This window comes from Acinetobacter sp. YH12098 (genome assembly GCF_013419235.1).
GTDB lineage: Bacteria > Pseudomonadota > Gammaproteobacteria > Pseudomonadales > Moraxellaceae > Acinetobacter > Acinetobacter amyesii.
In genome coordinates this window covers 40,600-64,161 of sequence record NZ_VPAO01000011.1, presented here as the reverse complement: position 1 = coordinate 64,161, position 23,562 = coordinate 40,600, and the positions used below count along the sequence as shown (strand labels likewise).

23 protein-coding genes and 1 tRNA gene are annotated in these 23,562 nt (G+C 40.7%); 11 read left to right on the top strand and 13 right to left on the bottom strand.

Going from position 1 to position 23,562, the window contains the following annotated elements:
- Window positions 1-63 precede the first annotated feature (63 nt).
- Both FTU38_RS04870 and prpF read right to left on the bottom strand, forming a co-directional pair.
- Window positions 64-1,041, bottom strand: a complete 978-nt coding sequence (locus FTU38_RS04870) for a GGDEF domain-containing protein (protein WP_180110674.1) — start codon at window positions 1,039-1,041, stop codon at window positions 64-66.
- 206 nt (window positions 1,042-1,247) lie between these two features.
- On the bottom strand, window positions 1,248-2,438 hold the full coding sequence (prpF, locus tag FTU38_RS04865) for a 2-methylaconitate cis-trans isomerase PrpF (RefSeq protein WP_180004315.1): 1,191 nt from the start codon (window positions 2,436-2,438) through the stop codon (window positions 1,248-1,250).
- A 330-nt stretch (window positions 2,439-2,768) separates the two neighbouring features.
- Here prpF and FTU38_RS04860 point away from each other — a divergent pair, with 330 nt between their 5' ends.
- The 4 genes from FTU38_RS04860 to FTU38_RS04845 all read left to right on the top strand — a co-directional run bounded on the left by FTU38_RS04860 (window position 2,769) and on the right by FTU38_RS04845 (window position 7,588).
- A complete protein-coding gene (locus tag FTU38_RS04860) occupies window positions 2,769-4,157 on the top strand; it encodes an amino acid permease (RefSeq protein WP_078189974.1) in 1,389 nt (462 codons plus the stop codon).
- A 73-nt stretch (window positions 4,158-4,230) separates the two neighbouring features.
- Window positions 4,231-4,303, top strand: a tRNA-Arg gene (locus tag FTU38_RS04855).
- Between the two features lie 538 nt (window positions 4,304-4,841).
- Complete coding sequence (locus tag FTU38_RS04850) at window positions 4,842-6,101, top strand: OmpP1/FadL family transporter (RefSeq protein WP_180110673.1); 1,260 nt, start codon at window positions 4,842-4,844, stop codon at window positions 6,099-6,101.
- Between the two features lie 305 nt (window positions 6,102-6,406).
- The gene (locus tag FTU38_RS04845) at window positions 6,407-7,588 is read left to right on the top strand and encodes an OmpP1/FadL family transporter (RefSeq protein ID WP_180110672.1); all 1,182 of its coding nucleotides are present in this window, start codon (window positions 6,407-6,409) and stop codon (window positions 7,586-7,588) included.
- A gap of 72 nt (window positions 7,589-7,660) precedes the next feature.
- Here FTU38_RS04845 and thrH read toward each other — a convergent pair whose 3' ends face one another.
- Window positions 7,661-8,278, bottom strand: coding sequence for a bifunctional phosphoserine phosphatase/homoserine phosphotransferase ThrH (gene thrH, locus FTU38_RS04840; RefSeq protein ID WP_078189978.1), 618 nt, complete (start codon window positions 8,276-8,278; stop codon window positions 7,661-7,663).
- A gap of 200 nt (window positions 8,279-8,478) precedes the next feature.
- On the opposite strand from thrH, the gene FTU38_RS04835 reads away from it, so the two are divergent.
- Together FTU38_RS04835 and FTU38_RS04830 are read left to right on the top strand one after the other, a co-directional pair.
- Window positions 8,479-9,213: a phosphoadenylyl-sulfate reductase gene (locus FTU38_RS04835; protein WP_180110671.1), complete on the top strand. Its 735-nt coding sequence runs from the start codon at window positions 8,479-8,481 to the stop codon at window positions 9,211-9,213.
- Between the two features lie 167 nt (window positions 9,214-9,380).
- Entirely contained in the window at window positions 9,381-10,760 is a 1,380-nt protein-coding gene (locus FTU38_RS04830) for a wax ester/triacylglycerol synthase family O-acyltransferase (RefSeq protein WP_180110670.1), read from the top strand.
- Between the two features lie 311 nt (window positions 10,761-11,071).
- On the opposite strand, the gene FTU38_RS04825 is transcribed toward FTU38_RS04830, so the two are convergent.
- The 6 genes from FTU38_RS04825 to FTU38_RS04800 form a co-directional block, all read right to left on the bottom strand.
- Window positions 11,072-11,245 carry a PA1571 family protein gene (locus tag FTU38_RS04825; RefSeq protein ID WP_168379036.1) on the bottom strand — a complete coding sequence of 58 codons (174 nt, stop codon included), beginning with the start codon at window positions 11,243-11,245 and terminating at the stop codon, window positions 11,072-11,074.
- Window positions 11,246-11,387: 142 nt separating this feature from the next.
- On the bottom strand, window positions 11,388-12,842 hold the full coding sequence (rng, locus tag FTU38_RS04820) for a ribonuclease G (protein WP_078189981.1): 1,455 nt from the start codon (window positions 12,840-12,842) through the stop codon (window positions 11,388-11,390).
- A 42-nt stretch (window positions 12,843-12,884) separates the two neighbouring features.
- Complete coding sequence (locus FTU38_RS04815) at window positions 12,885-13,451, bottom strand: Maf-like protein (protein WP_180110669.1); 567 nt, start codon at window positions 13,449-13,451, stop codon at window positions 12,885-12,887.
- A complete protein-coding gene (gene mreD / locus FTU38_RS04810) occupies window positions 13,439-13,930 on the bottom strand; it encodes a rod shape-determining protein MreD (protein WP_168379038.1) in 492 nt (163 codons plus the stop codon). Before mreD ends, FTU38_RS04815 begins: the two co-directional genes overlap by 13 nt.
- On the bottom strand, window positions 13,917-14,774 hold the full coding sequence (gene mreC, locus FTU38_RS04805) for a rod shape-determining protein MreC (RefSeq protein ID WP_078189984.1): 858 nt from the start codon (window positions 14,772-14,774) through the stop codon (window positions 13,917-13,919). Before mreC ends, mreD begins: the two co-directional genes overlap by 14 nt.
- A gap of 16 nt (window positions 14,775-14,790) precedes the next feature.
- On the bottom strand, window positions 14,791-15,837 hold the full coding sequence (locus tag FTU38_RS04800) for a rod shape-determining protein (RefSeq protein WP_086178633.1): 1,047 nt from the start codon (window positions 15,835-15,837) through the stop codon (window positions 14,791-14,793).
- Between the two features lie 133 nt (window positions 15,838-15,970).
- On the opposite strand from FTU38_RS04800, the gene gatC reads away from it, so the two are divergent.
- The 3 genes from gatC to gatB are packed head-to-tail and all read left to right on the top strand — an operon-like array spanning window position 15,971 to window position 19,290.
- Entirely contained in the window at window positions 15,971-16,285 is a 315-nt protein-coding gene (gene gatC, locus FTU38_RS04795; RefSeq protein WP_078189985.1) for an Asp-tRNA(Asn)/Glu-tRNA(Gln) amidotransferase subunit GatC, read from the top strand.
- Between the two features lie 51 nt (window positions 16,286-16,336).
- Window positions 16,337-17,815: an Asp-tRNA(Asn)/Glu-tRNA(Gln) amidotransferase subunit GatA gene (gene gatA, locus FTU38_RS04790; protein ID WP_180110668.1), complete on the top strand. Its 1,479-nt coding sequence runs from the start codon at window positions 16,337-16,339 to the stop codon at window positions 17,813-17,815.
- Window positions 17,815-19,290 (top strand): Asp-tRNA(Asn)/Glu-tRNA(Gln) amidotransferase subunit GatB, encoded by a 1,476-nt coding sequence (gatB, locus tag FTU38_RS04785; protein ID WP_168379040.1) that lies wholly within the window; start codon window positions 17,815-17,817, stop codon window positions 19,288-19,290. The genes gatA and gatB overlap by 1 nt, the downstream gene beginning before the upstream one ends.
- 51 nt (window positions 19,291-19,341) lie before the next feature.
- On the opposite strand, the gene FTU38_RS16815 is transcribed toward gatB, so the two are convergent.
- Both FTU38_RS16815 and FTU38_RS16810 read right to left on the bottom strand, forming a co-directional pair.
- On the bottom strand, window positions 19,342-19,686 hold the full coding sequence (locus FTU38_RS16815; protein ID WP_257224697.1) for a DUF4145 domain-containing protein: 345 nt from the start codon (window positions 19,684-19,686) through the stop codon (window positions 19,342-19,344).
- On the bottom strand, window positions 19,683-20,048 hold the full coding sequence (locus FTU38_RS16810; RefSeq protein ID WP_252725847.1) for a hypothetical protein: 366 nt from the start codon (window positions 20,046-20,048) through the stop codon (window positions 19,683-19,685). The genes FTU38_RS16815 and FTU38_RS16810 overlap by 4 nt, the downstream gene beginning before the upstream one ends.
- Window positions 20,049-20,405: 357 nt before the next feature.
- Between FTU38_RS16810 and FTU38_RS04775 the strand changes: the two genes are divergently transcribed.
- The gene (locus FTU38_RS04775) at window positions 20,406-21,011 is read left to right on the top strand and encodes a hypothetical protein (RefSeq protein ID WP_168379041.1); all 606 of its coding nucleotides are present in this window, start codon (window positions 20,406-20,408) and stop codon (window positions 21,009-21,011) included.
- A 364-nt stretch (window positions 21,012-21,375) separates the two neighbouring features.
- Window positions 21,376-21,954 (top strand): DJ-1/PfpI family protein, encoded by a 579-nt coding sequence (locus FTU38_RS04770; RefSeq protein WP_168379042.1) that lies wholly within the window; start codon window positions 21,376-21,378, stop codon window positions 21,952-21,954.
- Window positions 21,955-22,062: 108 nt separating this feature from the next.
- Here the strand turns inward: FTU38_RS04770 and FTU38_RS04765 are convergent, their stop codons facing one another.
- Both FTU38_RS04765 and FTU38_RS04760 read right to left on the bottom strand, forming a co-directional pair.
- Window positions 22,063-22,509 (bottom strand): hypothetical protein, encoded by a 447-nt coding sequence (locus tag FTU38_RS04765; protein WP_227591924.1) that lies wholly within the window; start codon window positions 22,507-22,509, stop codon window positions 22,063-22,065.
- Window positions 22,510-22,656: 147 nt separating this feature from the next.
- Entirely contained in the window at window positions 22,657-23,502 is an 846-nt protein-coding gene (locus FTU38_RS04760; protein WP_180110667.1) for a hypothetical protein, read from the bottom strand.
- Window positions 23,503-23,562 lie beyond the last annotated feature (60 nt).

Here is a 23,562-nt window from a genome sequence, read left to right as displayed (position 1 = left end):
GTCAATTTTGACCTGTTGCATCATACTGCTTTCTCAAATCTTTCTCTATGTTACGGCCTAAATCTATGTGTTTTTCCCACAGTCTGATGGTTTTTTAAATGTTGTTTCCTCAAATAGCGCCACATTTTGTCCATCATTAAAACAGGTACAATTTTTCGAGCCTTTCTTGGCTTGATACAAAGCCTGATCAGCACGTGCCAATGTTTCAAAAAATGACTCTGTACCATCCCACAAGGCCACTCCGCATGAGATACTCAGTTGTAAAGCCTTATCCGCATAATTCATCGAAGAAGCATAGATTTGCTCACAACATTGTTGTGCAATCGAACATGCAGTCGATATAGCCGTGCGTGGCAAAATCATTGCAAACTCTTCCCCACCCATGCGATATATTTGTGCATCTGCGAGTTGACTAATTTGCCCCCTTAAAAGCTGCGCACTTTTTCTTAAAACCTCATCGCCAAACGCATGGCCGTAGATATCATTGATTTGCTTAAAATTGTCTAAGTCGAGCATCATCAAACAAATTTCATCGGCTTGTTCAACCGCGAAGCTTTTTTGCCACTGAGAAAGGTCTAAATCAAATCCACGTCGATTTTTTATCCCTGTCAGATAATCAAAATAAACTTGTTGTTCGAGTTGTTGGTTATGTTTCAACAGCGATAATTCGAATTGCTTTAAATTTGTAATGTCCGCACAGCACAACAACACATGTTCCAAATCGCCACTTTGTTGAAACTTTGGTTTGAGCGTAAACCAATAATGCCGTTCATTTTCACTATACATAAAGGGTTCAATGCTATCGTTCTCTAAACAGCGTAAATCAAACTCAGAACTTGTGGCTTTGGTTTTTTGCTGCATCACGGACACATGATTTAATACGATCTCTTGTAAGTCTGACTGAAATCGATGTTTAAATATTTGATTGGCGCATATCAGCTCAGCTGTCGCAGAAAATAACGCAGCAGGCATTGGCAACGCTTCTAATACAGCCAATTGTTCAGTAGGTAGGTCCGATTTTATTAAGTCTTTTTTAAGCATGGTTTCGCTACTTTTTTCAGGGTAAAGCTACGCAAAATGCTAACAAAATTAATCTGACATAAATCACAGAAACTTTCTAATATTAAATGCAGTTCATATTATATAAAACTATATACCAATTCATGATTTGCTTATTCATATAAAAGATAAAGGCAAAAAAAAGCCCCTGCAAAGCAGAGGCTGATTTCAAATGAGATGTTAAATACTTAATCTAAACTATCCGCAGGAATACGCACCCAGCCTTCCATTAAGACACGCGCACTTCGGCTCATCACGGCTTTTTTAACGACCCACTGACCATTTTCATAAATTGCTTGCGCACCTACACGTAGCGTCCCAGATGGATGTCCGAAACGCACGGCTTCTCGCTCCCCACCACCCGCGGCTAAGTTCACAAGTGTCCCCGGTATCGCAGCTGCTGTACCAATGGCAACTGCCGCTGTGCCCATCATGGCATGATGCAGTTTCCCCATCGACAAGGCACGAACCAATAAGTCCGTATCGTGTTCTGAAATTTGTTTAGAACTCGAAGATGTATAAGCTTTCGGCTTTGAAACAAATGCAATCTTTGGTGTATGTTGACGTTGCTCTGCTTCAGCAATATCTGAAATCAAACCCATTTGTTGTGCACCATAAGCACGGATTTTTTCAAAACGGGCCAATGCCTTAGCGTCACCGTTGATCGCATCTTGCAGTTCAGTGCCGACATAACCAATATCTTCTGCATTTAAGAAAATCGTTGGAATACCTGCATTAATGAATGTTGCAGGGAAACTGCCTTCATCGGGTACGGTTAAGGTATCGACCAAATTCCCTGTAGGGAACATAGCGCCGCCATCTTCACCATCATCTGCGGGGTCTAAAAATTCAATTTGAACTTCGGCTGCTGGGAAGGTCACACCATCTAGTTCAAAATCACCAGTTTCCTGTACTGCACCATCAGTAATAGGTACATGCGCAATTATGGTTTTTTGAATATTGGCTTGCCAAATACGAACCGTACACAAACCATTTTCAGGAATACGTGATGCCTCAACCAAACCATTTGAAATGGCAAACGCACCAACCGCTGCAGTTAAATTTCCGCAGTTACCACTCCAGTCGACAAATGCTTTATCAATTGACACTTGTCCAAATAGATAGTCTACATCATGCTCAGGCTGTGAACTTTTTGCCAAAATCACGGTTTTACTGGTACTTGAAGTCGCTCCCCCCATCCCATCAATTTGTTTGCCATAAGGATCTGGACTGCCAATCACTCGCAATAAAAGTTGGTCGCGAACTTTTCCAGCTTGTTGTGCCGCAAGCGGTAAATCATCTAGCTTGAAAAATACACCTTTACTAGTACCACCGCGCATATAAGTCGCTGCAATCTTAATTTGGGGAGCAAAACTCATTTTTATTGAATCCTTAATCTTTATCATTGTGTTTTGGCAGAGCGTTCTTTTCTGCGCTTTTGCATCATACAATGTTTAATTGAAGTTTTAACAATCACATGACTTAAGTATAAAAAAACAACATTCGATACCTTTTCCATATAAAGGCAAGCATCAGAATTTCAATTAAAATAAAATTAATCTATTGATTCATAAATTTTTAACTCAGCATTTAAAACAAAAAATAGGTTATCAAACCTATAAATATTTTTCATAAATTTTGAGCTACTAGGCTATTCATTCTCTATACATTACAATTACCAAAATTAAACCATTCTCGGGAAGAGTAACTTGACTACCAATTCCTCCGAACTCAAGCGTGGCTTAAAGAATCGTCATATTCAATTGATTGCCATGGGTGGTGCAATTGGTACAGGCTTATTCTTGGGCTCAGCGCATGTGATTCAATCTGCTGGACCATCCATTATTCTAGGCTACGCCATTGGCGGTTTGATCGCCTTTCTAATTATGCGTCAGTTGGGTGAAATGATCGTCCATGAACCTGTAGCGGGTTCATTTAGCCATTTTGCATATAAATATTGGGGGAAATTTCCAGGTTTCTTAACAGGTTGGAACTACTGGATTCTCTATATTTTAGTGGCAATGACAGAACTCACCGCTGTTGCGAAATACATCAATTACTGGTGGCCTCATATTCCAGCATGGGCATCTGTACTGTTCTTCTTCGTGATCATTACTTTAGTAAACTTAGGTAATGTGAAGTTTTATGGTGAATCTGAGTTTTGGCTGTCGATTATTAAAGTCACTGCAGTTATTTCGATGATCGTATTTGGTTTGTATTTGCTACTGACTGCAGATGCCAACTCAACAGCATCATTTACCAACTTATGGAGTCAAGGCGGCTTCTTCCCAAATGGTTTTGAAGGCTTATTCTTCATGCTGGCTTTCTTGATGTTCGCCTTCGGTGGTATTGAACTGATTGGTATGGCGGCAGCGGAAGCTGAAAATCCAAAAGAAACTATTCCTAAAGCGATTAACCAAGTTGTTTTTCGTATTTTGATTTTCTACGTGGGTTCTTTGACTATTCTATTGTCACTTGTGCCATGGAATCAGCTTGAACTAGGTGGTTTAGACAAAAGTCCATTTGTGATGATCTTTAGCCAACTAGGAATTGATTGGGCTGCACATTTACTGAACTTCATTATCTTAACTGCAGCACTGTCTGTTTATAACAGCGGTATGTATGCCAATAGCCGTATGCTTTACAGCTTGGCGAAGCAAGGTAATGCACCAAAAGTTTTCGCTAAAACCAACAAAAGTGGCGTGCCAATTCCAGCGGTATTACTTTCTGCAGTCCTGATTTTCGGTTGCGTACTCTTAAACTACTTCGTACCTGAAGATGCGCTTGGTCACTTAATGTATGTGGTGGTTGGTGCACTTGTCCTTAACTGGGCGATGATTACCATGACTCACTTACAGTTCCGTCGTGCAAAACGTATTTTGAATTTTACAACGTCTTATCCTGCACTTTGGGCACCAGTCAGCAACTACATCGTTCTGATCTTTATTGCTTTAGTTCTCTTTATTATGTGGACTCAGGGCTTTATGGAATCTGTTCTAATGATCCCTGTTTGGATTACAGTCATGTTATTAATGTTTAACTATCTTAATCCTAAAGATTTGAGCGACATTGACCCCAATGAAGTTCATAAAGACTAAGTAATTTAAAAAGTTATTGTTTCGGCAATAACTTTTTTTTTAGCTAAAATAGGAGTACATTAGCCTCCGTCTTGCGCTCTTAGCTTAACTGGATAGAGCAGTTGCCTCCTAAGCGACCGACGTGGGTTCGAGTCCCGCAGAGCGCACAATTTCTGAGATATCCCTCCTCCCTGTATTTGTAATCCCCCATATACCAATAAATATAAAGAAAGAACCTTTCACACTAAAAACCCATCAATTACAGTTTTTAACTTAGTTATTGTTTTTACAAAGATTACTGTTCAAAGACTATTTTTAAGAACAGTTAAATAGCGCTTTAAAATGTGCTAACCACCTACCTCTCAATGCAAAAAACGACACATAGTATGGTCCATAAGGCCAAAAAATCAATTTATGACTGCTCATATCAAAATTTTTTCAATTTTTTTCTAGGTTTAGAAAATAATGCGCTAAATGAAAATATTAAATAATAATCAAAATGTTATATATACTAATTAGTACTTTTACTCTAAAAATAGCAACTTTTAGCCATATTTTTCAATCTAGAGCATTTACTCTTATTTTAATTGTGCTATTTTTGTCACATGGAGTAACAATTAAGCCTAAGAGTATTAAGAAGTTTTCCATAACGAATATATGCAGTAACCATAAAAATCAAATTCGTATCTCAAGGAATGACGAAGAATGAAATTAAAAACTTTAGCTACAGCCATGATTCTTGCTTCAGTTCCAATGACAGGTGCTTTTGCAGCAGCACTAGATCGTTCAGGACAATCTATTTCTGCATTTCTACAACCAGGGAACTATTTTGAAGCTGGCATTTCGGTTTTAGACCCTAATGTTTCTGGGAAGATGAACAGTACTGCTCCTGCTAGCAACCCAACATTAGGAGCTCTTGCCAATACTTCACTAGATGACATGGCAGGTGATTACTATTTTCCACAAGCAGCATTAAAATTACAGCTAACTGATAATTTTTCTTTTGGTTTACTATATGATCAACCATTTGGCGCAGAAGCTAAATATAGTGCAACAGATCAAACACTACCAGTTGCAGGCACCCCTGGTGCATTCCAGCTAATGGGCGAAACAACTGAAGTCGACGTTCACACCCAAAATATTTCGATGATATTTGGTTTTCAACCGACTGAAAATTTCAACATTTATGGCGGTGGTGTATATCAAACAGTAAAAGGCGATGTTCAACTACGTGGTATTGCATATGGAGCAAACCAAGCTCTCGGTTTATATAATGCAAATATGAAAGAAGATAGTGCCGTTGGTTGGTTAGCAGGATTAGCTTACCAAATCCCAGAAATTGCTTTAAAAGCATCTATTACTTACCGTTCTGAGATTGATCACGAAGCTGCAACCACTGAAACTGGAAGCAGTGCTCTACTAGGCGGTGCTTTTTCAACGCGTGCTGACACTAAGATCACCACACCGCAGTCTGTTAACCTTGATTTTCAAACTGGTATCATGGCCGACACTGTCGCATTTGCAAATGTACGTTGGGTAGATTGGTCAAATTTTGCAATTCGCCCAACCGCTTTTGGTAAAGCATCTGAAACATTAGGTACCCTTGGTCGTGGTCCTGTTGGTGGATTTGACCTTGTTGCTTATTCTGACGATCAAATCAATGCTACAGTTGGTATAGGTCGTAAATTGAGTGAACAATGGGCTGGTAACGTTTCTGTAGGTTGGGATTCTGGTGCAGGCAACCCTGTATCAACACTTGGTCCTACTGAAGGCTACTGGAACGTTGGCTTAGGTTTACAATTCAGCCCAGCGCCTAACTACTTTATCGCAGGTGGTGTTAAATACTTCATGTTAGGTGATGCTGAAGCACAACCTGCATCAATGTTTGGTACAAATGAATCAGTAGCATCATTTGAAGATAACGATGCTTGGGCATACGGTTTAAAAATCGGTTACCGCTTCTAATTTAAATATGATTCGGGCCATAGTTCGCTATGGCCCTAACTTTTTATTCTTTCCCTATCTTGTTTGATCAAACAATAAACATTTAAATTTACTAAAACATTTATCAAAAACTAAGCTTTTTACTCTAATTTTTCATTTAAAAATCATAAAGATAATTATCAATCACTAGAATAAATACTCTAGTCATGCTCATTTTTTAACTTCCCTAGTTCAATTTTAGAGTAGCAACTCTTATTTACTGTTTTTCTATTTATGTTACTTTCCACACATTGAAATAACATCAAAAGTTACAAACAGGGAAAAGTATGCGCTTAAATCACCTTAGCTACGCAATTTTACTTACCGCTTTACCAACAGCATCATTATTTGCAGCGGGTCTAGATCGTTCAGGTCAGTCTATTTCAGCATTCTTACAACCTGGTAACTACGCAGAAGCAGGTATTTCTGTTTTAGATCCAACAGTTGAAGGTAAAGCCACACATTCTCTTGGTGGTGAAGATCTTTCAGATATGGGTGATGACTACTACTTCCCATCTGCCGCAATCAAAGTACAAGCATCTGATAAAATTTCTTTAGGCCTTTTATATGATCAACCTTTTGGTGCTGATGCCACTTATGGTATTGATTCCGGCGTTTTCAACCAAGGCTCTGAAAGCACTAATGTTAAAGTTCGAACTAATAATCTAACAGCACTGATAGGTTACCAACCAACAGAGAACTGGAACTTCTATGCAGGTCCAGTATGGCAAACTGTTGAAGCAGATATCAAACTCCGTGGTTTAGCTTACCAAGGCCTTTCTGGTTATAACATCAAGATTGCTGAAGAAGAAGCATATGGTTGGTTAGCAGGTTTCGCCTACTCTATTCCAAAAATTGCTTTAAAAGCTTCTGTAACGTATCGTTCAGAAATTAAGCACAAAGCAACTGGTGAAGAAACTTATACGCTTTCATCTCCTATGACTGTTGCTCCTGGTGTTACTCTACCTACAGGTACTACGATCGGTTTAGCTGACGCTCGTGTTGATGCAATTACACCGCAATCTGTAAACGTAGATTTACAAACTGGTATTGCTGCAAACACTTTAGCTTTTGCTAACCTTCGCTGGGTTCATTGGGATCAATTTGCAGTAACACCGCAAGCATTATTCCAACGTTCAGGCGGCAACAATTTAATTGATTATTCTGACGATCAGTACTCAATCACTACAGGTATTTCTCGTAAGTTCAATGATAAATGGGCGGGTACTGCAGCTGTGGGTTATGACTCTGGTGCTGGCAACCCTATTACGACTTTAGGCCCTGTTGAAGGGAATTGGAATGTTGGTCTAGGTGGTCAATATAGTCCTGCTGAAAACTATTTCATCCAAGCAGGTGTTAAATACTTCTGGTTAGGTGATGCTACTGCTCAAACTGGTGGTAATCCAGTAGGTGAATTTGAAGATAACCATGCGCTTGGCTATGGTTTGAAAATAGGCTATCGCTTCTAAGTTGTTAGAACAGCTTTGCATTAAACAAGAAAGGGCGCATAAGCGCCCTTTTCTATAACCAGCTATACAGAATTAAGCTGGAATATCACGAACTGAAGCATTACGAATCGCTTCTTTTAATGCAGCATAGCCATGAATTGGTGGGAATTGTGGAAATTCTGCAATCACATTGTCAGGCGCATCAAATAAGAAACCCGCATCTGCTTCACCAAGCATCGTCGTATCGTTATAAGAATCACCTGCTGCAATCACCCGGAAGTTTAACCCATGCAATGCTTGAACGGCTTTACGCTTTTGATCAGGTTGACGAAGCTTATAAGCTGAGATCATACCATTTTCATCAGTTTCTAATTTGTGGCAGAAAATCGTTGGCCAACCAAGTTGCTGCATTAATGGATGTGCAAACTCATAGAAAGTATCTGAAAGAATAATCAATTGAAAATGAGTACGCACCCACTCTACAAACTCTTTTGCACCTTCAAATGGCCCCATATCTGCGATTACGTCTTGAATATCGTTTAAACCCAAACCGTGTTGTTTTAGGATATTTAAACGCTGAGTCATCAACACATCGTAATCTGGAATGTCACGAGTCGTTGCTTCAAGTTCTTTAATGCCTGTTTTTTTCGCAAAATTAATCCAAATTTCAGGTACTAAAACCCCTTCTAGATCTAAACAAACGACTTCCATGCACTCTACCCTCTGTTATGTGAAAAAAATTTTTCATTATCATAGCGGAAGAATAAAAAAATGCATTGTTCTTTTTTAAATCTATTTTTTTCATAAGTATCTATTTTTTAGTGATAAGTGTGTTTTAGCATTTCCATTAAAATAGTTCTGAAATAAATTAATATAGGTTTTAACGTTCCAAGCCTATAGCCAGGACATTCATGACTACCATCCCTACTATTGACCTTGTCGATGCACTTGCATCTGAATATGCAGATAAATCACCTTCTGAGATTATGAAACTTGCGCTTAGCCAGCAAGGTGAAGTTGCGATTTCCTTTTCTGGTGCAGAAGATGTTGTACTGATTGATCTTGCATCGAACTTAGGGATTCCTTTTCGTGTATTTAGTTTAGATACCGGTCGCTTACACCCTGAAACTTACCAATTTTTAGATACTGTCCGTAAACATTATAAAATTGATATTGAAATCTGTTTCCCAGAAAGTGATGCCGTACAAAAACTGGTAACAGAAAAGGGCTTTTTTAGCTTCTATCAAGATGAACATAAAGAATGCTGTGGTATCCGTAAAGTACAACCTTTGCGTAAAAAACTAGCCACTTTAGATGGCTGGATCACTGGTCAACGTAAAGACCAAAGCCCAGGCACACGTAATGAAATTCCTGTGGTACAAGCAGACCCCAGTTTTTCAGGTCCGGGCAAGCAATTGATTAAATATAATCCTTTGGCAAACTGGTCTAGCGCTGATGTCTGGAACTATATCCGTCTAATGGAAATTCCATATAATCCACTACACGAACGTGGCTTTATCTCGATTGGCTGTGAACCATGTACTCGACCTGTTTTACCGAATCAACACGAACGAGAAGGTCGCTGGTGGTGGGAAGATGCAACCCATAAAGAATGCGGCTTACACGCAGGCAACATGAAAAAATAAAGATCACAAAACCACTGCATAGCAGTGGTTTTTTTCAACGCATCGATACACATAATTCCGTATCATTTCAACGTAAAAACGCTATACTGCAAAAGACAATTTAATAATTCTAACAATGCTACTCATACATGAGCAGCTGTAGAAATTGCAGTGAGGCAATCAACGCTATGCGTCCATTACATCCTATTGATTTCATATTCTTAAATTTAGAGAAACGGCAACAACCGATGCACGTAGGTGGTCTATTTTTATTTCAGATCCCTGACAATGCACCAGATACTTTTATTCAAGATTTAGTCGCAGATATTCGTAATTCAAAATCCATTCCTATTCCTCCTTTTAACAATAAACTCAACGGCTTCTTTTGGGATGAAGACGAAGAGTTTGATTTAGATCATCACTTCCGCCATATCGCACTGCCGCATCCCGGTCGTATTCGTGAACTTTTGACTTATATTTCTCAAGAACACAGTGCGCTGATTGACCGTGCAAAACCGCTTTGGACTTGCCATATTATTGAAGGCATTGAAGGCAATCGTTTTGCGATGTACTTCAAAATCCACCACGCGATGGTCGATGGCATTGCAGGTATGCGTTTAGTTGAAAAATCACTTTCGCATGACCCAGATGCTAAAAGAATTGTGCCACCATGGTGTGTAGAAGGCCCTCGTGCAAAACGCCTAAAACAGCCTAAATCCAGTCGTATGAAAGGTCTGTTATCGACCATTAAGGGACAACTTGACTCAACTCCACGAGTTTTGTACGAACTGTCACAAACAGTAATGAAAGATATGGGGCGTAACCCAGATTATGTGTCTAGTTTCCAAGCGCCGAGTTCAATATTAAACCAACGGGTTAGTTCTTCTCGTCGTTTCGCTGCTCAGTCTTTTGAATTTTCACGTTTGTCACATATTGCCAAGTCACTCGGCGTAACAATTAATGATATTGTGCTTGCAATTTGTTCAGGCGCATTACGTGAATATTTAATTACACAAAATGCTTTACCTAAAAAGCCATTGATTGCCATGGTGCCTGCATCAGTTCGTACCGATGATTCAGATATGTCAAACCGTATTACCATGATTTTGGCCAATCTTGGAACCCATAAAGAAGATCCGCTAGAACGGTTGAAGATTGTGCGTCGTAGTGTGCTCAATGCCAAAGAGCGCTTTAAGCGGATGAACTCGAATCAAATTTTAAACTACAGTGCTTTTGTCTACAGTGCAGCAGGTTTAAATATTGCATCAGGCTTCATGCCAAAACGTCAGGCCTTTAACTTGGTCATTTCGAATGTTCCCGGCCCACAAGAGCCGTTATATTGGAATGGTGCACGTTTAGAAGCGCTCTACCCAGCGTCTATTGTTTTGGATGGTCAAGCGCTTAATATCACCATGACCAGCTATTTAGATAAGCTTGAAGTGGGTTTAACCGCATGTCGTAATGCGCTGCCAAAAATGCAAAATTTACTGACGCATTTGGAAGAAGAAATCCAACGATTTGAAGCCATTGTGAACCAAGATTCCCCAAAGTTTCAGGCGGTTAGCTAACCGCCTGCTTCACAACTTAGTATCAGTTCATCAGCAGATTGAACCATACATAATGATAAAAACCCGTCTAAATTGAACAATCTAGACGGGTTTTTAGTATATGAACTTTGATTGATTTTTTGGAGCAATTTATGTGTATAAGCTAAAATTTAGGTGAACAAATCCGTTGTTATTGTTTAATTATGACTTGTAGATACACACTGATAATTAAATTTATTTTCCATTATTTATAAAATTTTAGCGCATTAAATATTTTAGAATTGCGCGTTAGCACTATAACCCTCTGGATTACATTATTTATATTTCAATATTTAAGCTTTGATAGCTCGGCACTGTTTAAGTAACTGATGACAAGCAGAGCGAATCATAGACGCTGTAATTTGAACCTCATTACCACGCTCATCCACGATATAACCTGAATGGATCGCTTTTGCTTCAACTACAGTTTTAAGACCACTTTTCATTACTGTTTTACTAACACCCATAGTACACCTCTTTTTGCTAAGCCATTTTCAAGTCCAATGCAGGAAAATGGCTTTGGCTATTTGATGTGTCTAGTATTCAAAATAACAGTTCAAAAGTAAAATCTCAGTTGTAACAAGTGTTTAACGATATTCTGTTACAATTTCAGCTCAGAATGATATCGTATTGCTCTTGCGTATATAAATTTTCCACTTGGAACTTGATCACACGGCTAATAAAGTGCTCTAAATCAGCCACTGCAGGTGCTTCAGCAGTTAACAATCGGTCAATCACCGACGGATGTGCCACCACAGTGAAACCACTTTGTGATTCATAAGCACGTGCATATCTCAAGATTTCACGGAAAATTTCATAGCAAACTGTTTCAGCCGTTTTCACATAACCACGCCCCTGACAGGTCGGGCAAGAATCACAAAGCAGATGCTCCAGAGATTCACGGGTGCGTTTACGGGTCATTTCCACCAAACCCAGCTCAGACACTTGAGTGATCTTGGTTTTGGCATGATCGCGCTCGAGCATTTTCTCAAACTGGCTCATCACTTCTTCTCGATGATGTGCTTCTTGCATATCAATGAAGTCAATAATGATAATCCCGCCCAAGTTACGTAGTCGAAGCTGACGTGCAATGACCTGTGTGGCTTCCATATTGGTTTTAAACACAGTGTCTTCAAGTGAACGGCCACCGACATAGGAGCCTGTGTTGACATCAATCGTTGTCATGGCTTCAGTTTGATCGATCATCAGGTAGCCGCCAGACTTAAGTGCTACACGTGTCTGTAAGGCTTTTTGAATATCTTCTTCGACATTGTACAAGTCAAAAATTGGACGCTCACCCGGATAATGCAGTAAGCGATTTTGCATGCTCGGTACAAATTCTTGGACAAATTCTTGCAATTTACCATGTACTTCTCGTGAGTCGACCTGAATTTTAGACGTATCTTCATTGGCCAAATCACGGATGACGCGTTGCGGTAAAGGTAGCTCTTCAAAAATCAAAGAAGGTACGACAATACTGCGTTGTTTACGTTGAATGTATTCCCACAGTTTTGCTAAATAAGCCATGTCCTGCGCAATTTCACATTCAGGAATACCTTCGGCGGCAGTACGAACGATGACTGAACCCGGTAAGTTGTGTTCCTTTTGAATGCGTTCAATCATGCTACGCAAGCGATCACGTTCTTCTTCAGACTCAATGCGCTGTGAAACACCGGTATGACTGCCATATGGCATTAAAACGAGGTAACGGGAAGGAATAGAAAGATCAGTAGAAAGTCGTGCACCTTTGGTACCCAACATATCTTTCATGACTTGTACGGTGAGCACTTGTCCCGGTTGTAACAGCTCAAAAACGTTCGGGGTCGGTTGATTGCGCTGCCAGACCATATCATTGATATGTAAAAAAGCCGTTCTCGACAATCCAATATCAATAAAAGCAGCCTGCATACCCGGAAGCACACGAACAACTTTCCCTTTATAAATATTGCCCACTAACCCACGCTTCACGGTGCGTTCAACAAATAATTCATTGACCGTACCGTTTTGAATCAACGCCACACGACATTCCATCGGTGTGACGTTAATCAACAACTCGTCAGACATATCAAAACTCAAAACATTATAAAAATTCTTGTGTTGCAGCAGTTAATTTAATGCCTTAACTGTCTGTAATAACTGTACGGTTTCATGCAAAGGCAGCCCAACGACATTGCTGTAGCTCCCTTCAATACAAGGAATATAGCGCGCAGCAATTCCTTGAATAGCATAGGCTCCCGCCTTGCCGATTGGTTCACCTGTTGCCCAATAGCTTTCCATGTCAGCTAGACTCAGCGTTTGAAATTCAACCTGTGTACGCACTACTATACTGTATATTTGATCTTTTGTACTGACACAAACACCTGAAAACACATCATGTTTTCGTCCAGAGATCATTTCCCACATAGAAAAAGCATGTGCTTTCGACGCTGGTTTTCCTAAAATGTGCTCATCTACGCCTAAACTGGTATCGGCGGCAATAACGATAGCATTAGGGAATTGTTGTTGTACTGCGCAAGCTTTAGCACGTGCTAAACGCTCTACATAATCCGCTACAGATTCTCCTTCCAACACGGACTCATCAATATCTGGACTGAAAATTTCAAATTCCAGACCCAATTGTTGCAAAAGTTCGCGTCGTCGAGGAGAACTCGAAGCTAAAATTATATGCGCCATTTTCTCAGGAAGTAATACATGATTGGCCAAATGAGTAAGCTAGTAACAATTGGCTGCCAATGGCGAGCAAATGAAAACTGTGCCCCACCCATCACTTGAACAATCCACACAAACAGTAAATGCGCGAAAATTGCCATTGCAGCAATAATCCATAAATTACCAAATGTAAGGATACGACGTTCACGCGTTAAAAAGCGCGTCACAAATGCAATGACCACAAAACTCAGTGCGTTCATGCCAAAAGGTGCATCAGTCAACAAGTCCGTAAAGAGACCTGTGGCAAATGCAAACCAAACACCGCACCATGTCGGCTGACAGAGTACCCAAAATAGCATGATCATCATCATGAATAATGGACGCCAACCCGATAAGTCATAAGAAAGCGGATACACCATCAGCACGGATGCCAAAATGATGGAAAAGATAATCGGAAATAATGGGTCGCGCTCTGTATGACGACTAAGCTTAGCGAGTGACATGCGGTTGCTCCATCGCTAAAGAATCGGAAAATAGCACAACCACATGATGACCACCTGCCAATTGTGCAGCAGGATTGATATCAATTTGGGCAAATTCACCGCTATTGTGACGACTGACTTTCGACACTGTCCCTACCAAATAACCCGCTGGGAAATGTGCCCCTAGCCCTGAGCTATAGACTTTTTCACCGACTTTGATATTCGCACTGGTTGGCACGTATTCCATCTTAAGTCGACCTAAGTCACCTGTACCCGTAACGATTGCGCGCATACCGGTATGCTCCATACGCACGGATAAAGAGTGCTCTTTGTCTGAGAGCAACATGACACGGCTACTATGCGGGTAAACATTGATAATTTGCCCCATAATGCCCTTGTCATCGAGTACAGTTTGTCCCACTTTAAGCTGACTGCTGGCTCCACGGTTAATCACAATAATATGACGTAAGGGATCAGCATCAGTACCAATGACTTCGGCAATCTCCATACGACCATCAATGATGAGTGGTGTATCGAGTAGTCCACGTAGTCGAGTATTTTCAGCAGAAAGTTCAGAAAGTTTCTGTAAACGGACTTGAGCCTGAATTAACTCTGCTTGCATCGCGGTATTTTCACGACGTAATTGAGCTTCAGACTTGGTTTGTTGATTCAGCCATTCTCGCGATAACACTGGATAGCTTGCAAGTGCATAAATTGGATTATATGCCGCATACAAGACGTCTCTGGCCGGTTGAATTACATGCGGCATGCGCCAATCAAAGAAAAGCACCACCAAGCATGTAATCACCGCAATGATAAATGAGCGAAAAGATGGCGGTTGTCTTGAAAACAGTTGCGTTTGCACCCGCCGAGTCCTTTTCTTAGCCTACAAATAACATGTCATGATTTGGGTTATCGAAGAATTCGAGAACCTTACCACCACCACGTGTAACACATGATAGTGGATCTTCTGCAACTACGACAGGAAGACCTGTTTCTTTTGCAAGAAGCTTATCAAGATTACGAAGTAATGCACCACCACCAGTCAACACAATACCGCGTTCTGCGATGTCTGAAGACAACTCAGGTGGCGTTTGCTCTAGTGCAGATTTAACCGCAGCCACGATGTTTTGTAGTGGATCAGAAATCGCTTGAGTCACTTCATCAGAAGTTACAGTAATCGCACGAGGTACACCTTCAGCCAAGTTACGACCACGGACTTCGATTTCCAAAGGTTTCGCACCTTCTTCTGGAAGCGCCATACCAACTTCTTTTTTGATGTTTTCTGCAGTGGTTTCACCAATCACACAACCGTGTGCTTTACGCACGTAGTTAATGATTTGTTCATCAAATACATCACCACCGATACGCAGTGAGTCTGCATAGACACAACCTTGAAGTGAAATGATCGCGATTTCAGTTGTACCGCCACCAACATCAACAACCATCGAACCACAAGCTTGCTCAACAGGCATACCTGCACCAATTGCAGCAGCCATTGGCTCTTCAATTAAGCGAACTTCACGTGCACCTGCATTGTATACAGCTTCACGGATTGCACGGCGTTCCACCAACGTCGATTTACATGGCACGCACACCACGACACGCGGTGCAGGTGGGAACAAACGTTTTTCGTGCACTTTGCCAATGAATTGATTCAACATCGTTTCAGTGACTTCAAAATCTGCAATCACACCATCTTTCATTGGGCGAATCGCAGAAATATTTGCAGGTGTACGACCTAGCATTTGCTTCGCGTCAAGACCTACTGCGGCAACGATTTTTTGTGAACCACTGTGGCGAATTGCCACCACCGTCGGTTCATTTAATATAATGCCTCGTCCTGGCGCATAAATAAGTGTATTTGCAGTGCCTAAATCAATGGCAAGATCCGGCGAAAACAAGCCAATTAGTCGTTTTAGAATCACGGGGACGTTCTCAGTTAAACTTTTATATGGACGCAAGGTGGCAACTTTAACTAAATGTGATGATTTGAACAAGTCAATCGCTTATTATAAGCCACGATATTTTGAATTTTTTTAATACTGATTAGGTAATGTTATGTCTACATCGGATGCACAGCATTCTGCAGATCTAAATGCACAAACAGTTTCAGCGATTGCCCATCTGGCTCGATTGTCGCTAGATGAAGCGCAATCTGCTGACTATGCTCAAAGTTTAAATAAAATTTTAGGCATGATGGAAACCCTGAAAGGCATCGATACTGACGGTGTTGAACCACTAAAAAGTCCATTCGACAATCCACAGCCCTTACGTGAAGACGTGGTATCTGAGACCAATCATCGCGAAGCATATCAAGCAGTTGCTCCTGCAGTACAGGATGGCTTGTACCTTGTTCCGCGTGTGATTGAATAATTTTTATTCAGATCAACATTTTTTCAAATTAAACGTAAAGAAATATTTCTCATGACAGATTTACATCGCTTATCAATTCGTGAATTGTCTGAAGGTTTGGCTGGCGCTAAATTTTCTTCACGCGAATTGACAGAACACTATTTAAAACGCATTGAAAAAATCGATGCTCAAGTCAAGTCATACGTGACCGTGACAGCTGAACAAGCACTTGCGCAAGCAGATGCGGCTGATGCTGCAATTAAAGCAGGCAATGCAACTGCGTTGACCGGTGTACCAATTGCACATAAAGATATTTTCTGTACCCAAGGCATTAAAACCACTGCTGGTTCTAAAATGCTGGACAATTTTATCTCTCCTTACGACGCGACCGTTGTAGCGAAAGGTAAAGCTGCGGGCCTTGTCACTTTAGGTAAAGTGAACATGGACGAATTCGCCATGGGTTCGACCTCTGAAAATTCATTTTATGGCGCTACGGCTAACCCTTGGAACTTAAACCATGTTCCGGGTGGTTCTTCAGGCGGTTCTGCTGCGGCTGTAGCAGCCGATCTTGCTCCATTTGCAACAGGTACAGATACAGGCGGTTCAATCCGTCAGCCTGCGTCTTTCTGTGGTTTGACTGGTCTTAAACCGACTTACGGTCGTGTTTCTCGTTTCGGTATGATCGCGTATGCATCATCTTTAGACCAAGGCGGCCCAATGGCACGTTCGGCTGAAGACTGTGCTTACCTCATGAACGTGATGGCAGGTCATGATGCGAAAGATTCAACTTCGGTTGAAAAAGACGTCGATAACTATGTAGCGAACCTCAACAGCACTTCGGTAAAAGGCTTACGCATTGGTATTCCTAAACAGTACTTTAACGTTGCCGGCTTAGATGCAGACGTAAAAGCACGCGTTGAAGAATCATTGAAAAAGCTTGAAGAAATGGGCGCAATCTTGGTTGAGATTGACCTGAACATGACTGAAAGCTACGTACCAACGTATTACTTGATCGCACCTGCGGAAGCATCGTCTAACTTATCTCGTTTCGACGGTGTACGTTATGGCTACCGCTGTGAAAATCCTGTGGACTTAATGGACTTGTACAAACGTTCACGTTCTGAAGGTTTTGGTAAAGAAGTTCAGCAACGTATCTTGATTGGTACATACGCGCTTTCTGCGGGTTACTACGATGCGTACTATGTGAAAGCACAAAAAGTACGTCGTTTAATTCAACAAGACTTCTTAAAAGCATTTGAATCTGTAGACGTGATTGCTGCTCCTGCTGCACCAACGACTGCGTACAAGATTGGTGCAAACTTATCTCCTGTAGAAATGTACTTAGGTGACATCTACACCATCGCAGTGAACTTGGCAGGTCTTCCTGCGATTAACGCGCCTGTTGGTTTTGACAAAGACAACTTACCTGTTGGCTTACAGTTGATTGGTAACTACTGGTCAGAATCTCAATTGTTGTCTGTGGTGCATCAGTACCAACAAGCAACCGATTGGCATACACAACGCGCTGCAATTGCTGAGGAGAATGCATAATGTCTAAAAACGCTGCTAAACCAAAATCTAACCTGATTGATGGTTGGGAAGTCGTTATTGGTATTGAGATTCACACTCAGCTTGCGACCAATACCAAAATTTTCTCAGGTTCATCTACCACATTTGGTCAAGACCCAAATACACAAGCGAGCCTTGTTGATTTGGCAATGCCTGGCGTATTGCCAGTACTCAACAAAGAAGTAGTTGATCTTGCGATTCGCTTTGGTTTGGGTATCGATGCTTACATCGACCAAGCTTCTGTATTTGCACGTAAAAACTATTTCTACCCTGACTCTCCTAAAGGCTACCAAATCAGCCAAATGGACAATCCCATTGTGGGCTTGGGTCATATCGACATCCAACTTGAAGATGGCACTGTAAAACGCATTGGCGTAACACGTGCGCACCTTGAGGAAGATGCTGGTAAATCGATCCATGACCAATTTGAAGGTCAATCTGGTATCGATTTAAACCGTGCAGGCACACCTTTACTTGAGATTGTCTCTGAACCCGATATGCGTTCGGTTGAAGAAGCGGTTGCCTACATTAAAGCGATTCACACGCTAGTTCGCTGGTTAGGTATTTCTGACGGTAACATGGCAGAAGGTTCGTTCCGTGCCGACTGTAACGTGTCACTGCGCCGTCCGGGTCAACCTTTCGGTACACGTTGTGAATTGAAAAACCTCAACTCATTCCGTTTCATTGAACAAGCGATCAATGTTGAAATTGAACGTCAAATGGAAATCTTGGAATGGGATGGTACCATCGACCAAGAAACACGTTTGTTCGACCCTGTGAAGATGGAAACGCGTTCAATGCGTTCAAAAGAAGAAGCGAACGATTACCGCTACTTCCCTGACCCTGACTTGTTGCCAGTGATCATTGCAGATGCGCAAATTGAAGCGGCACGTGCTGCCCTTCCTGAGCTTCCTGCTGCACGTCGTGCTCGTTTTGTGGCTGACTTTGGTGTAACTGAATACGATGCTCACGTTTTAACACTGACTCGTGAAATGTCAGAGTTTTATGAAGACGTGGTAAAAGCTGCGGGCGGTGCTGCACAAGGTAAAGTTGCTGCGAACTGGGTGATGGGTGAATTCTCAGGTGCTTTAAACAAAGCGAGCCTAGAGCTTCATGATTCTCCTGTATCTGCGGAAAAACTTGGCGGTATGATTGCACGTATTGTGGATAACACCATTAACGGCAAAATTGCGAAACAAGTATTTGGCTTTATGTGGGAAGAAGGCAAAACTGCGGACGAAATTATTGCGGAAAAAGGCTTGAAACAGGAAACTGATACAGGCGCGATTGAAGCGATTATTAAAGACGTACTTGCTGCTAACGAGAAGATGGTTGAAGAGTATAAATCTGGTAAAGAGAAAGCCTTTAACGGTCTTGTTGGTCAAGTGATGAAAGCAGCGAAAGGTAAAGCTAACCCTGCTCAAGTAAATGAATTGATGAAGAAATTGATTGGTTAATACCAATTGATTTTGAAATAAAAAACCCGCTTTAGAGCGGGTTTTTTAAACCTATAATGAAGCTCTTTTTTGCTCAGGAAATAAAGAATTAATTTCTTCAATTTCCTTTGGTTTTGTAATAGCATAATCCACTATTAAATTAATATAAGTAAAAATAGCAGGATTAATATCTTCTAAAACTTCATCACCAATAATCCCTGGATGTACATTTGCATTTCCAATCAATCTAATATTATCAGCAGCTTGTGCAACTCTTAATGGAATAATTTGTTGTTTTGCCAACTCTTCAATTGACTCTTTAATATTCTTCTTTTTAACACCTAAATGCTCGCATAATTTTTCCAAAGCCAAACGTATAAGAGCGGCACCAGAACGTGGTGACAATTCAAAAATCAAAGCTGCCTCTTTATATAATTTTTTACTTCTTCTGGCGTATCAGGTAAATAATCTGGAATATCTTGACTATTGACTTCCTGAACTGGAAATAATCTTAATAGCTCAGTGTTATCACTAGGTCTAGGTATACCCTGTAAAGCTAACCAACCAGTAACTTCTCGATGGTTATACCAAATACTATCTTTATTACATGATGCACAATTTGCTTGATGAACCCTAGTTAGAACGTTATGTTCAGCGCCTTGGTCATCATATACAAGTAAAGATAAATTATCCCATTTCATATATGAAAATGCTCCACAATGGGGACATTTAAAACTTTTTTGATCAAGAATTGTTTTTGGTAGCTCTAGTATTTTCATGATGTTTAACTAGCTTGAATTTTTCTTTATTTAACAAGTTTACATACAAATCTGTAAGTTTTAAAACTATTATTACTTTGAAAAATTTAAAGAAATTTTTCTTTAAATAATTACCACTAAATACATAGACGCCTACTAAATATTTTCCATCGTCAAACTCAAAGACTTAGGACTTATCCCCCCTCATCCCCGCCTTCTCCCAATGGGAGAAGGAGCATCCATTACTAATTTAATACCGTTATAGGTTCTGCAATAGAAATTCCCTCACTTTTAAAAAGAGGGTTAGGGAGAAGTAAATATTTAATTTTCATATTTTTAACCATACAATCAATCCAAATACTTCACACCAAAAACAACATGACCATCAAAAAAGCATCCTCAATTGGCAAACTTGAAGACTTAGGACGTATCCAACTTTCCAAGTCCTTCTTTATGCGCGACTTTCTCTATAGTGAAATCGCCAATTGGTACGGTGTACCCAACGTCCCTGACCATCCTGATATTGCCATTCGTACGGGCTCGAAACTCTGCGAAGAACTACTTGAACCACTGCAAGAAAAGTTTGGACGTATTGCCACTCGTTCAGCTTACCGTTCACCAAGCGTGAACCAACTCGGCAATGAAAAAGGACATAATTGCGCAAGTAATGAGAAAAACTTTGCCAGTCATATTTGGGACTATCCCGATGCTAAAGGCTACGGTGCAACGGCATGTATCGTCATTCCATCATTTTTAAAACTTTATGAAAAAGACCAAAGCAATTGGCAACAACTCGCCTATTGGATTCATAACCATCTGAACTATAGCCATTTGCAATTTTTCCCAAAACTCTGTGCTTTTAACATTGGCTGGCATGAACAACCCGCACGGGAAATTTATAGTTATATCCAACCGAAAGGCTATTTGCTGCGAGGTGAAGCGGTGAATGAGGGATTTGAGAAATTTTATCCTGATCTGATTTAATTTTTTAAGTTTCCCTCTACCCCCCGCCTTCTCCCAGTGGGAGAAGGTGCTTCCATTGCTAATTTAATACCGTTATGGATTGTTACTTACCTCTCCATTTAGTAGATGAACAGCACTGCTGCACAAGGGAGAGGTAAATATTTAACTTTTTAAAGCTATGTGAAAAACACCAAAGTCATTAATAATTGATAACAGCTAGCCTATTAGACTCATCATAATTTGAACTATAACCATCCATAACTTTTTATAAATCTAAATAAAAATATACAACTAAAGAATTTACAGCCTGCTTAAAACTGTCATTCCAATATGCTAAGGTAAATGAAAAATTGATATAAATCATATTTCAACAGAGGGTTACATCATGTCAAAACAAATTCTTATGCTCGTGGGCGACTATGCTGAAGACTACGAAACAATGGTACCTTTTCAATTTTTAGTTGGTCTTGGTTATACCGTTCATGCCGTTTGTCCTGACAAAAAAGCTGGCGACAGCATTGCCACAGCCATTCATGATTTTGAAGGTGAACAAACTTATAGCGAAAAACGCGGTCATAACTTTGCGATTAACTATGACTTTGATGCAGTTAACTCAGAAAACTATGTCGGCTTAGTGATTCCGGGCGGTCGTGCGCCTGAATATTTACGTATGAATACACGTGTGATTGAAATCGTACGCGAATTTGACGCGGCGAAAAAACCTATTGCAGCGGTTTGTCATGGGGCGCAAATTCTAGCGGCAGCCGATGTGCTAAAAGGTCGTACCTGTTCGGCTTACCCAGCATGTGCAGCCGAAGTTAAACTGGCTGGCGGTCAGTATGCAGATATTGCAGTCACGGATGCAGTGACCGACGGTCATTTAGTTACTGCTCCTGCTTGGCCTGCTCACCCTGCGTGGATGGCGCAATTTGTTAAAGCATTAGGCGCGACGATTACCATTTAATGCTTGAGTCACGAAACTAAAACGCATTGGATCATCATCCATTTAGGGTGAATCCATAAAAAATGCTCCTTGTATAAAAGGAGCATTTTTTATTTACTCAAAATAAAATTAACGAACCACACCTAACTTATTCCAAATTTCTGGGGTTAAAAATTTGGTCACCAATTTATTTAAATCGACATAACGCAGTACGCCTTGTAATTGTTGTTTAATTTCAGGCGTCTTTAATATTTCATCCCCCGTGATACTACCAAGCTCTTGAAAACTTTCGCCTACAGCCTGTAGACCGTCGGCTTTAATTACAGCCTGCGTTTGCGTAGAACATTGCTCCACCAAAATTCGCTGCATCACTTGAGCCAGATTTTTATCGAGTTGCGTTTTTTGCGCATCACTGACATTACTGTATTGTTTTAAATCTGGATGCGCCGCCAAGGCAGAAAAGGTCCATTGTAGAACCGCCGTTTTATCTGCGGCAGTGGTCGATTTTACTAAACATTGACTGAGCTGATCGACCGTCGGACTCGCTAAACTCACTTGCGTCGTCCCAAGCATCATGAGCGTCAATAAAGCCAAACCTGTTGGTCGTGAAAAACGTAGATGTAATTTTTTAGATAAACCGTAAGCCATAGACCAAACTCCCAAAACTTGAGTCACCTTTGTATCATGAAGTGCTGTATTTGCTGTTTGGTCTATGTAACTCAACTATTCATTTTTGCTAGTCGGTGCATAGATGAGAGGATGAATCGTTGGCCTTCTATTCCAATACCAGTAAAAATGTCCATGGATATCGAGCAAACTATGGGTGGTCAATGTCGATTTATTGCTATCCCCTCGCCAACATGCAAGTGCTGCATTACGGTTATTATGTAGGTCAATAAACTCAGGATTCGAATATTTGGGTTTCGCAGGAATATATAAAGCATCTCCGGGATTAACCCATAAATCTGCCAAGTAAATCTTGCCTAGATTTGGAAAATAGCGCCCTACTGAGATGACCAGTGGCAGTTGATCTTGATCGGTCGAGCAAAAAATATGCGGAAAGTCATGGTGTTCTAAATCTGTAGCCACAAAAGGAAATAAGGTTTTTCCACTACAATCTGGCTTCCCGCCATCCAGATAGGCAAAACAATGCCCTGCCATCATGCCGTATTCATAATGAATTTCTGACAGTGCTTTTTGATTTGAATGAATCTGAATCGCTTCACCTGCATGGACTAAGGTGATACCAAAAGCTGCCGCGGTTTCTTTAGTTGCCACCAATGGCATAAACTCAAAGTGTTGCCCTTCAAATTCAAGCTCCGTTTGCTCCCCCCAATTGGTAATTTTAGTCGAAATTTCGGAAGGTACATCGTAGGGATTTCCCATCGTCATTTTCGCATTGGTGGCTGACTCTGTAATTAAATGAATCCCCGCCCCAAGTGACGCTAAATATGTTGGATGCCCTCGATCATTCAAAAAGAAGGGGGTTTGCTCGATATTGACTGTAATTTCTGTCAATTCACGGTCAAATAATGGTGCATTAAAATAAGTTTCATTTACTGAACTCATGGTTTTTCCTTATTATTTTTTAAAATTTTATCTGAGTACATCATTGGATCAGGATAAAAG

What these genes read in the sequence shown, in the direction of transcription:
- FTU38_RS04765 (WP_227591924.1), bottom strand. Translation starts at nt 22,509, where the DNA reads ATGATGCTTGGGACGACGCAAGTGAGTTTAGCGAGTCCGACGGTCGAT.
- FTU38_RS04830 (WP_180110670.1), top strand. Translation starts at nt 9,381, where the DNA reads ATGCGTCCATTACATCCTATTGATTTCATATTCTTAAATTTAGAGAAA.
- prpF (WP_180004315.1), bottom strand. Translation starts at nt 2,438, where the DNA reads ATGAGTTTTGCTCCCCAAATTAAGATTGCAGCGACTTATATGCGCGGT.
- FTU38_RS04775 (WP_168379041.1), top strand. Translation starts at nt 20,406, where the DNA reads ATGACCATCAAAAAAGCATCCTCAATTGGCAAACTTGAAGACTTAGGA.
- FTU38_RS04870 (WP_180110674.1), bottom strand. Translation starts at nt 1,041, where the DNA reads ATGCTTAAAAAAGACTTAATAAAATCGGACCTACCTACTGAACAATTG.
- rng (WP_078189981.1), bottom strand. Translation starts at nt 12,842, where the DNA reads ATGTCTGACGAGTTGTTGATTAACGTCACACCGATGGAATGTCGTGTG.
- FTU38_RS04835 (WP_180110671.1), top strand. Translation starts at nt 8,479, where the DNA reads ATGACTACCATCCCTACTATTGACCTTGTCGATGCACTTGCATCTGAA.
- gatC (WP_078189985.1), top strand. Translation starts at nt 15,971, where the DNA reads ATGTCTACATCGGATGCACAGCATTCTGCAGATCTAAATGCACAAACA.
- mreD (WP_168379038.1), bottom strand. Translation starts at nt 13,930, where the DNA reads ATGTCACTCGCTAAGCTTAGTCGTCATACAGAGCGCGACCCATTATTT.
- FTU38_RS04850 (WP_180110673.1), top strand. Translation starts at nt 4,842, where the DNA reads ATGAAATTAAAAACTTTAGCTACAGCCATGATTCTTGCTTCAGTTCCA.
- FTU38_RS04845 (WP_180110672.1), top strand. Translation starts at nt 6,407, where the DNA reads ATGCGCTTAAATCACCTTAGCTACGCAATTTTACTTACCGCTTTACCA.
- gatA (WP_180110668.1), top strand. Translation starts at nt 16,337, where the DNA reads ATGACAGATTTACATCGCTTATCAATTCGTGAATTGTCTGAAGGTTTG.
- FTU38_RS16810 (WP_252725847.1), bottom strand. Translation starts at nt 20,048, where the DNA reads ATGAAAATACTAGAGCTACCAAAAACAATTCTTGATCAAAAAAGTTTT.
- gatB (WP_168379040.1), top strand. Translation starts at nt 17,815, where the DNA reads ATGTCTAAAAACGCTGCTAAACCAAAATCTAACCTGATTGATGGTTGG.
- FTU38_RS04760 (WP_180110667.1), bottom strand. Translation starts at nt 23,502, where the DNA reads ATGAGTTCAGTAAATGAAACTTATTTTAATGCACCATTATTTGACCGT.
- thrH (WP_078189978.1), bottom strand. Translation starts at nt 8,278, where the DNA reads ATGGAAGTCGTTTGTTTAGATCTAGAAGGGGTTTTAGTACCTGAAATT.
- FTU38_RS04770 (WP_168379042.1), top strand. Translation starts at nt 21,376, where the DNA reads ATGTCAAAACAAATTCTTATGCTCGTGGGCGACTATGCTGAAGACTAC.
- FTU38_RS04825 (WP_168379036.1), bottom strand. Translation starts at nt 11,245, where the DNA reads ATGGGTGTTAGTAAAACAGTAATGAAAAGTGGTCTTAAAACTGTAGTT.
- FTU38_RS04815 (WP_180110669.1), bottom strand. Translation starts at nt 13,451, where the DNA reads ATGGCGCATATAATTTTAGCTTCGAGTTCTCCTCGACGACGCGAACTT.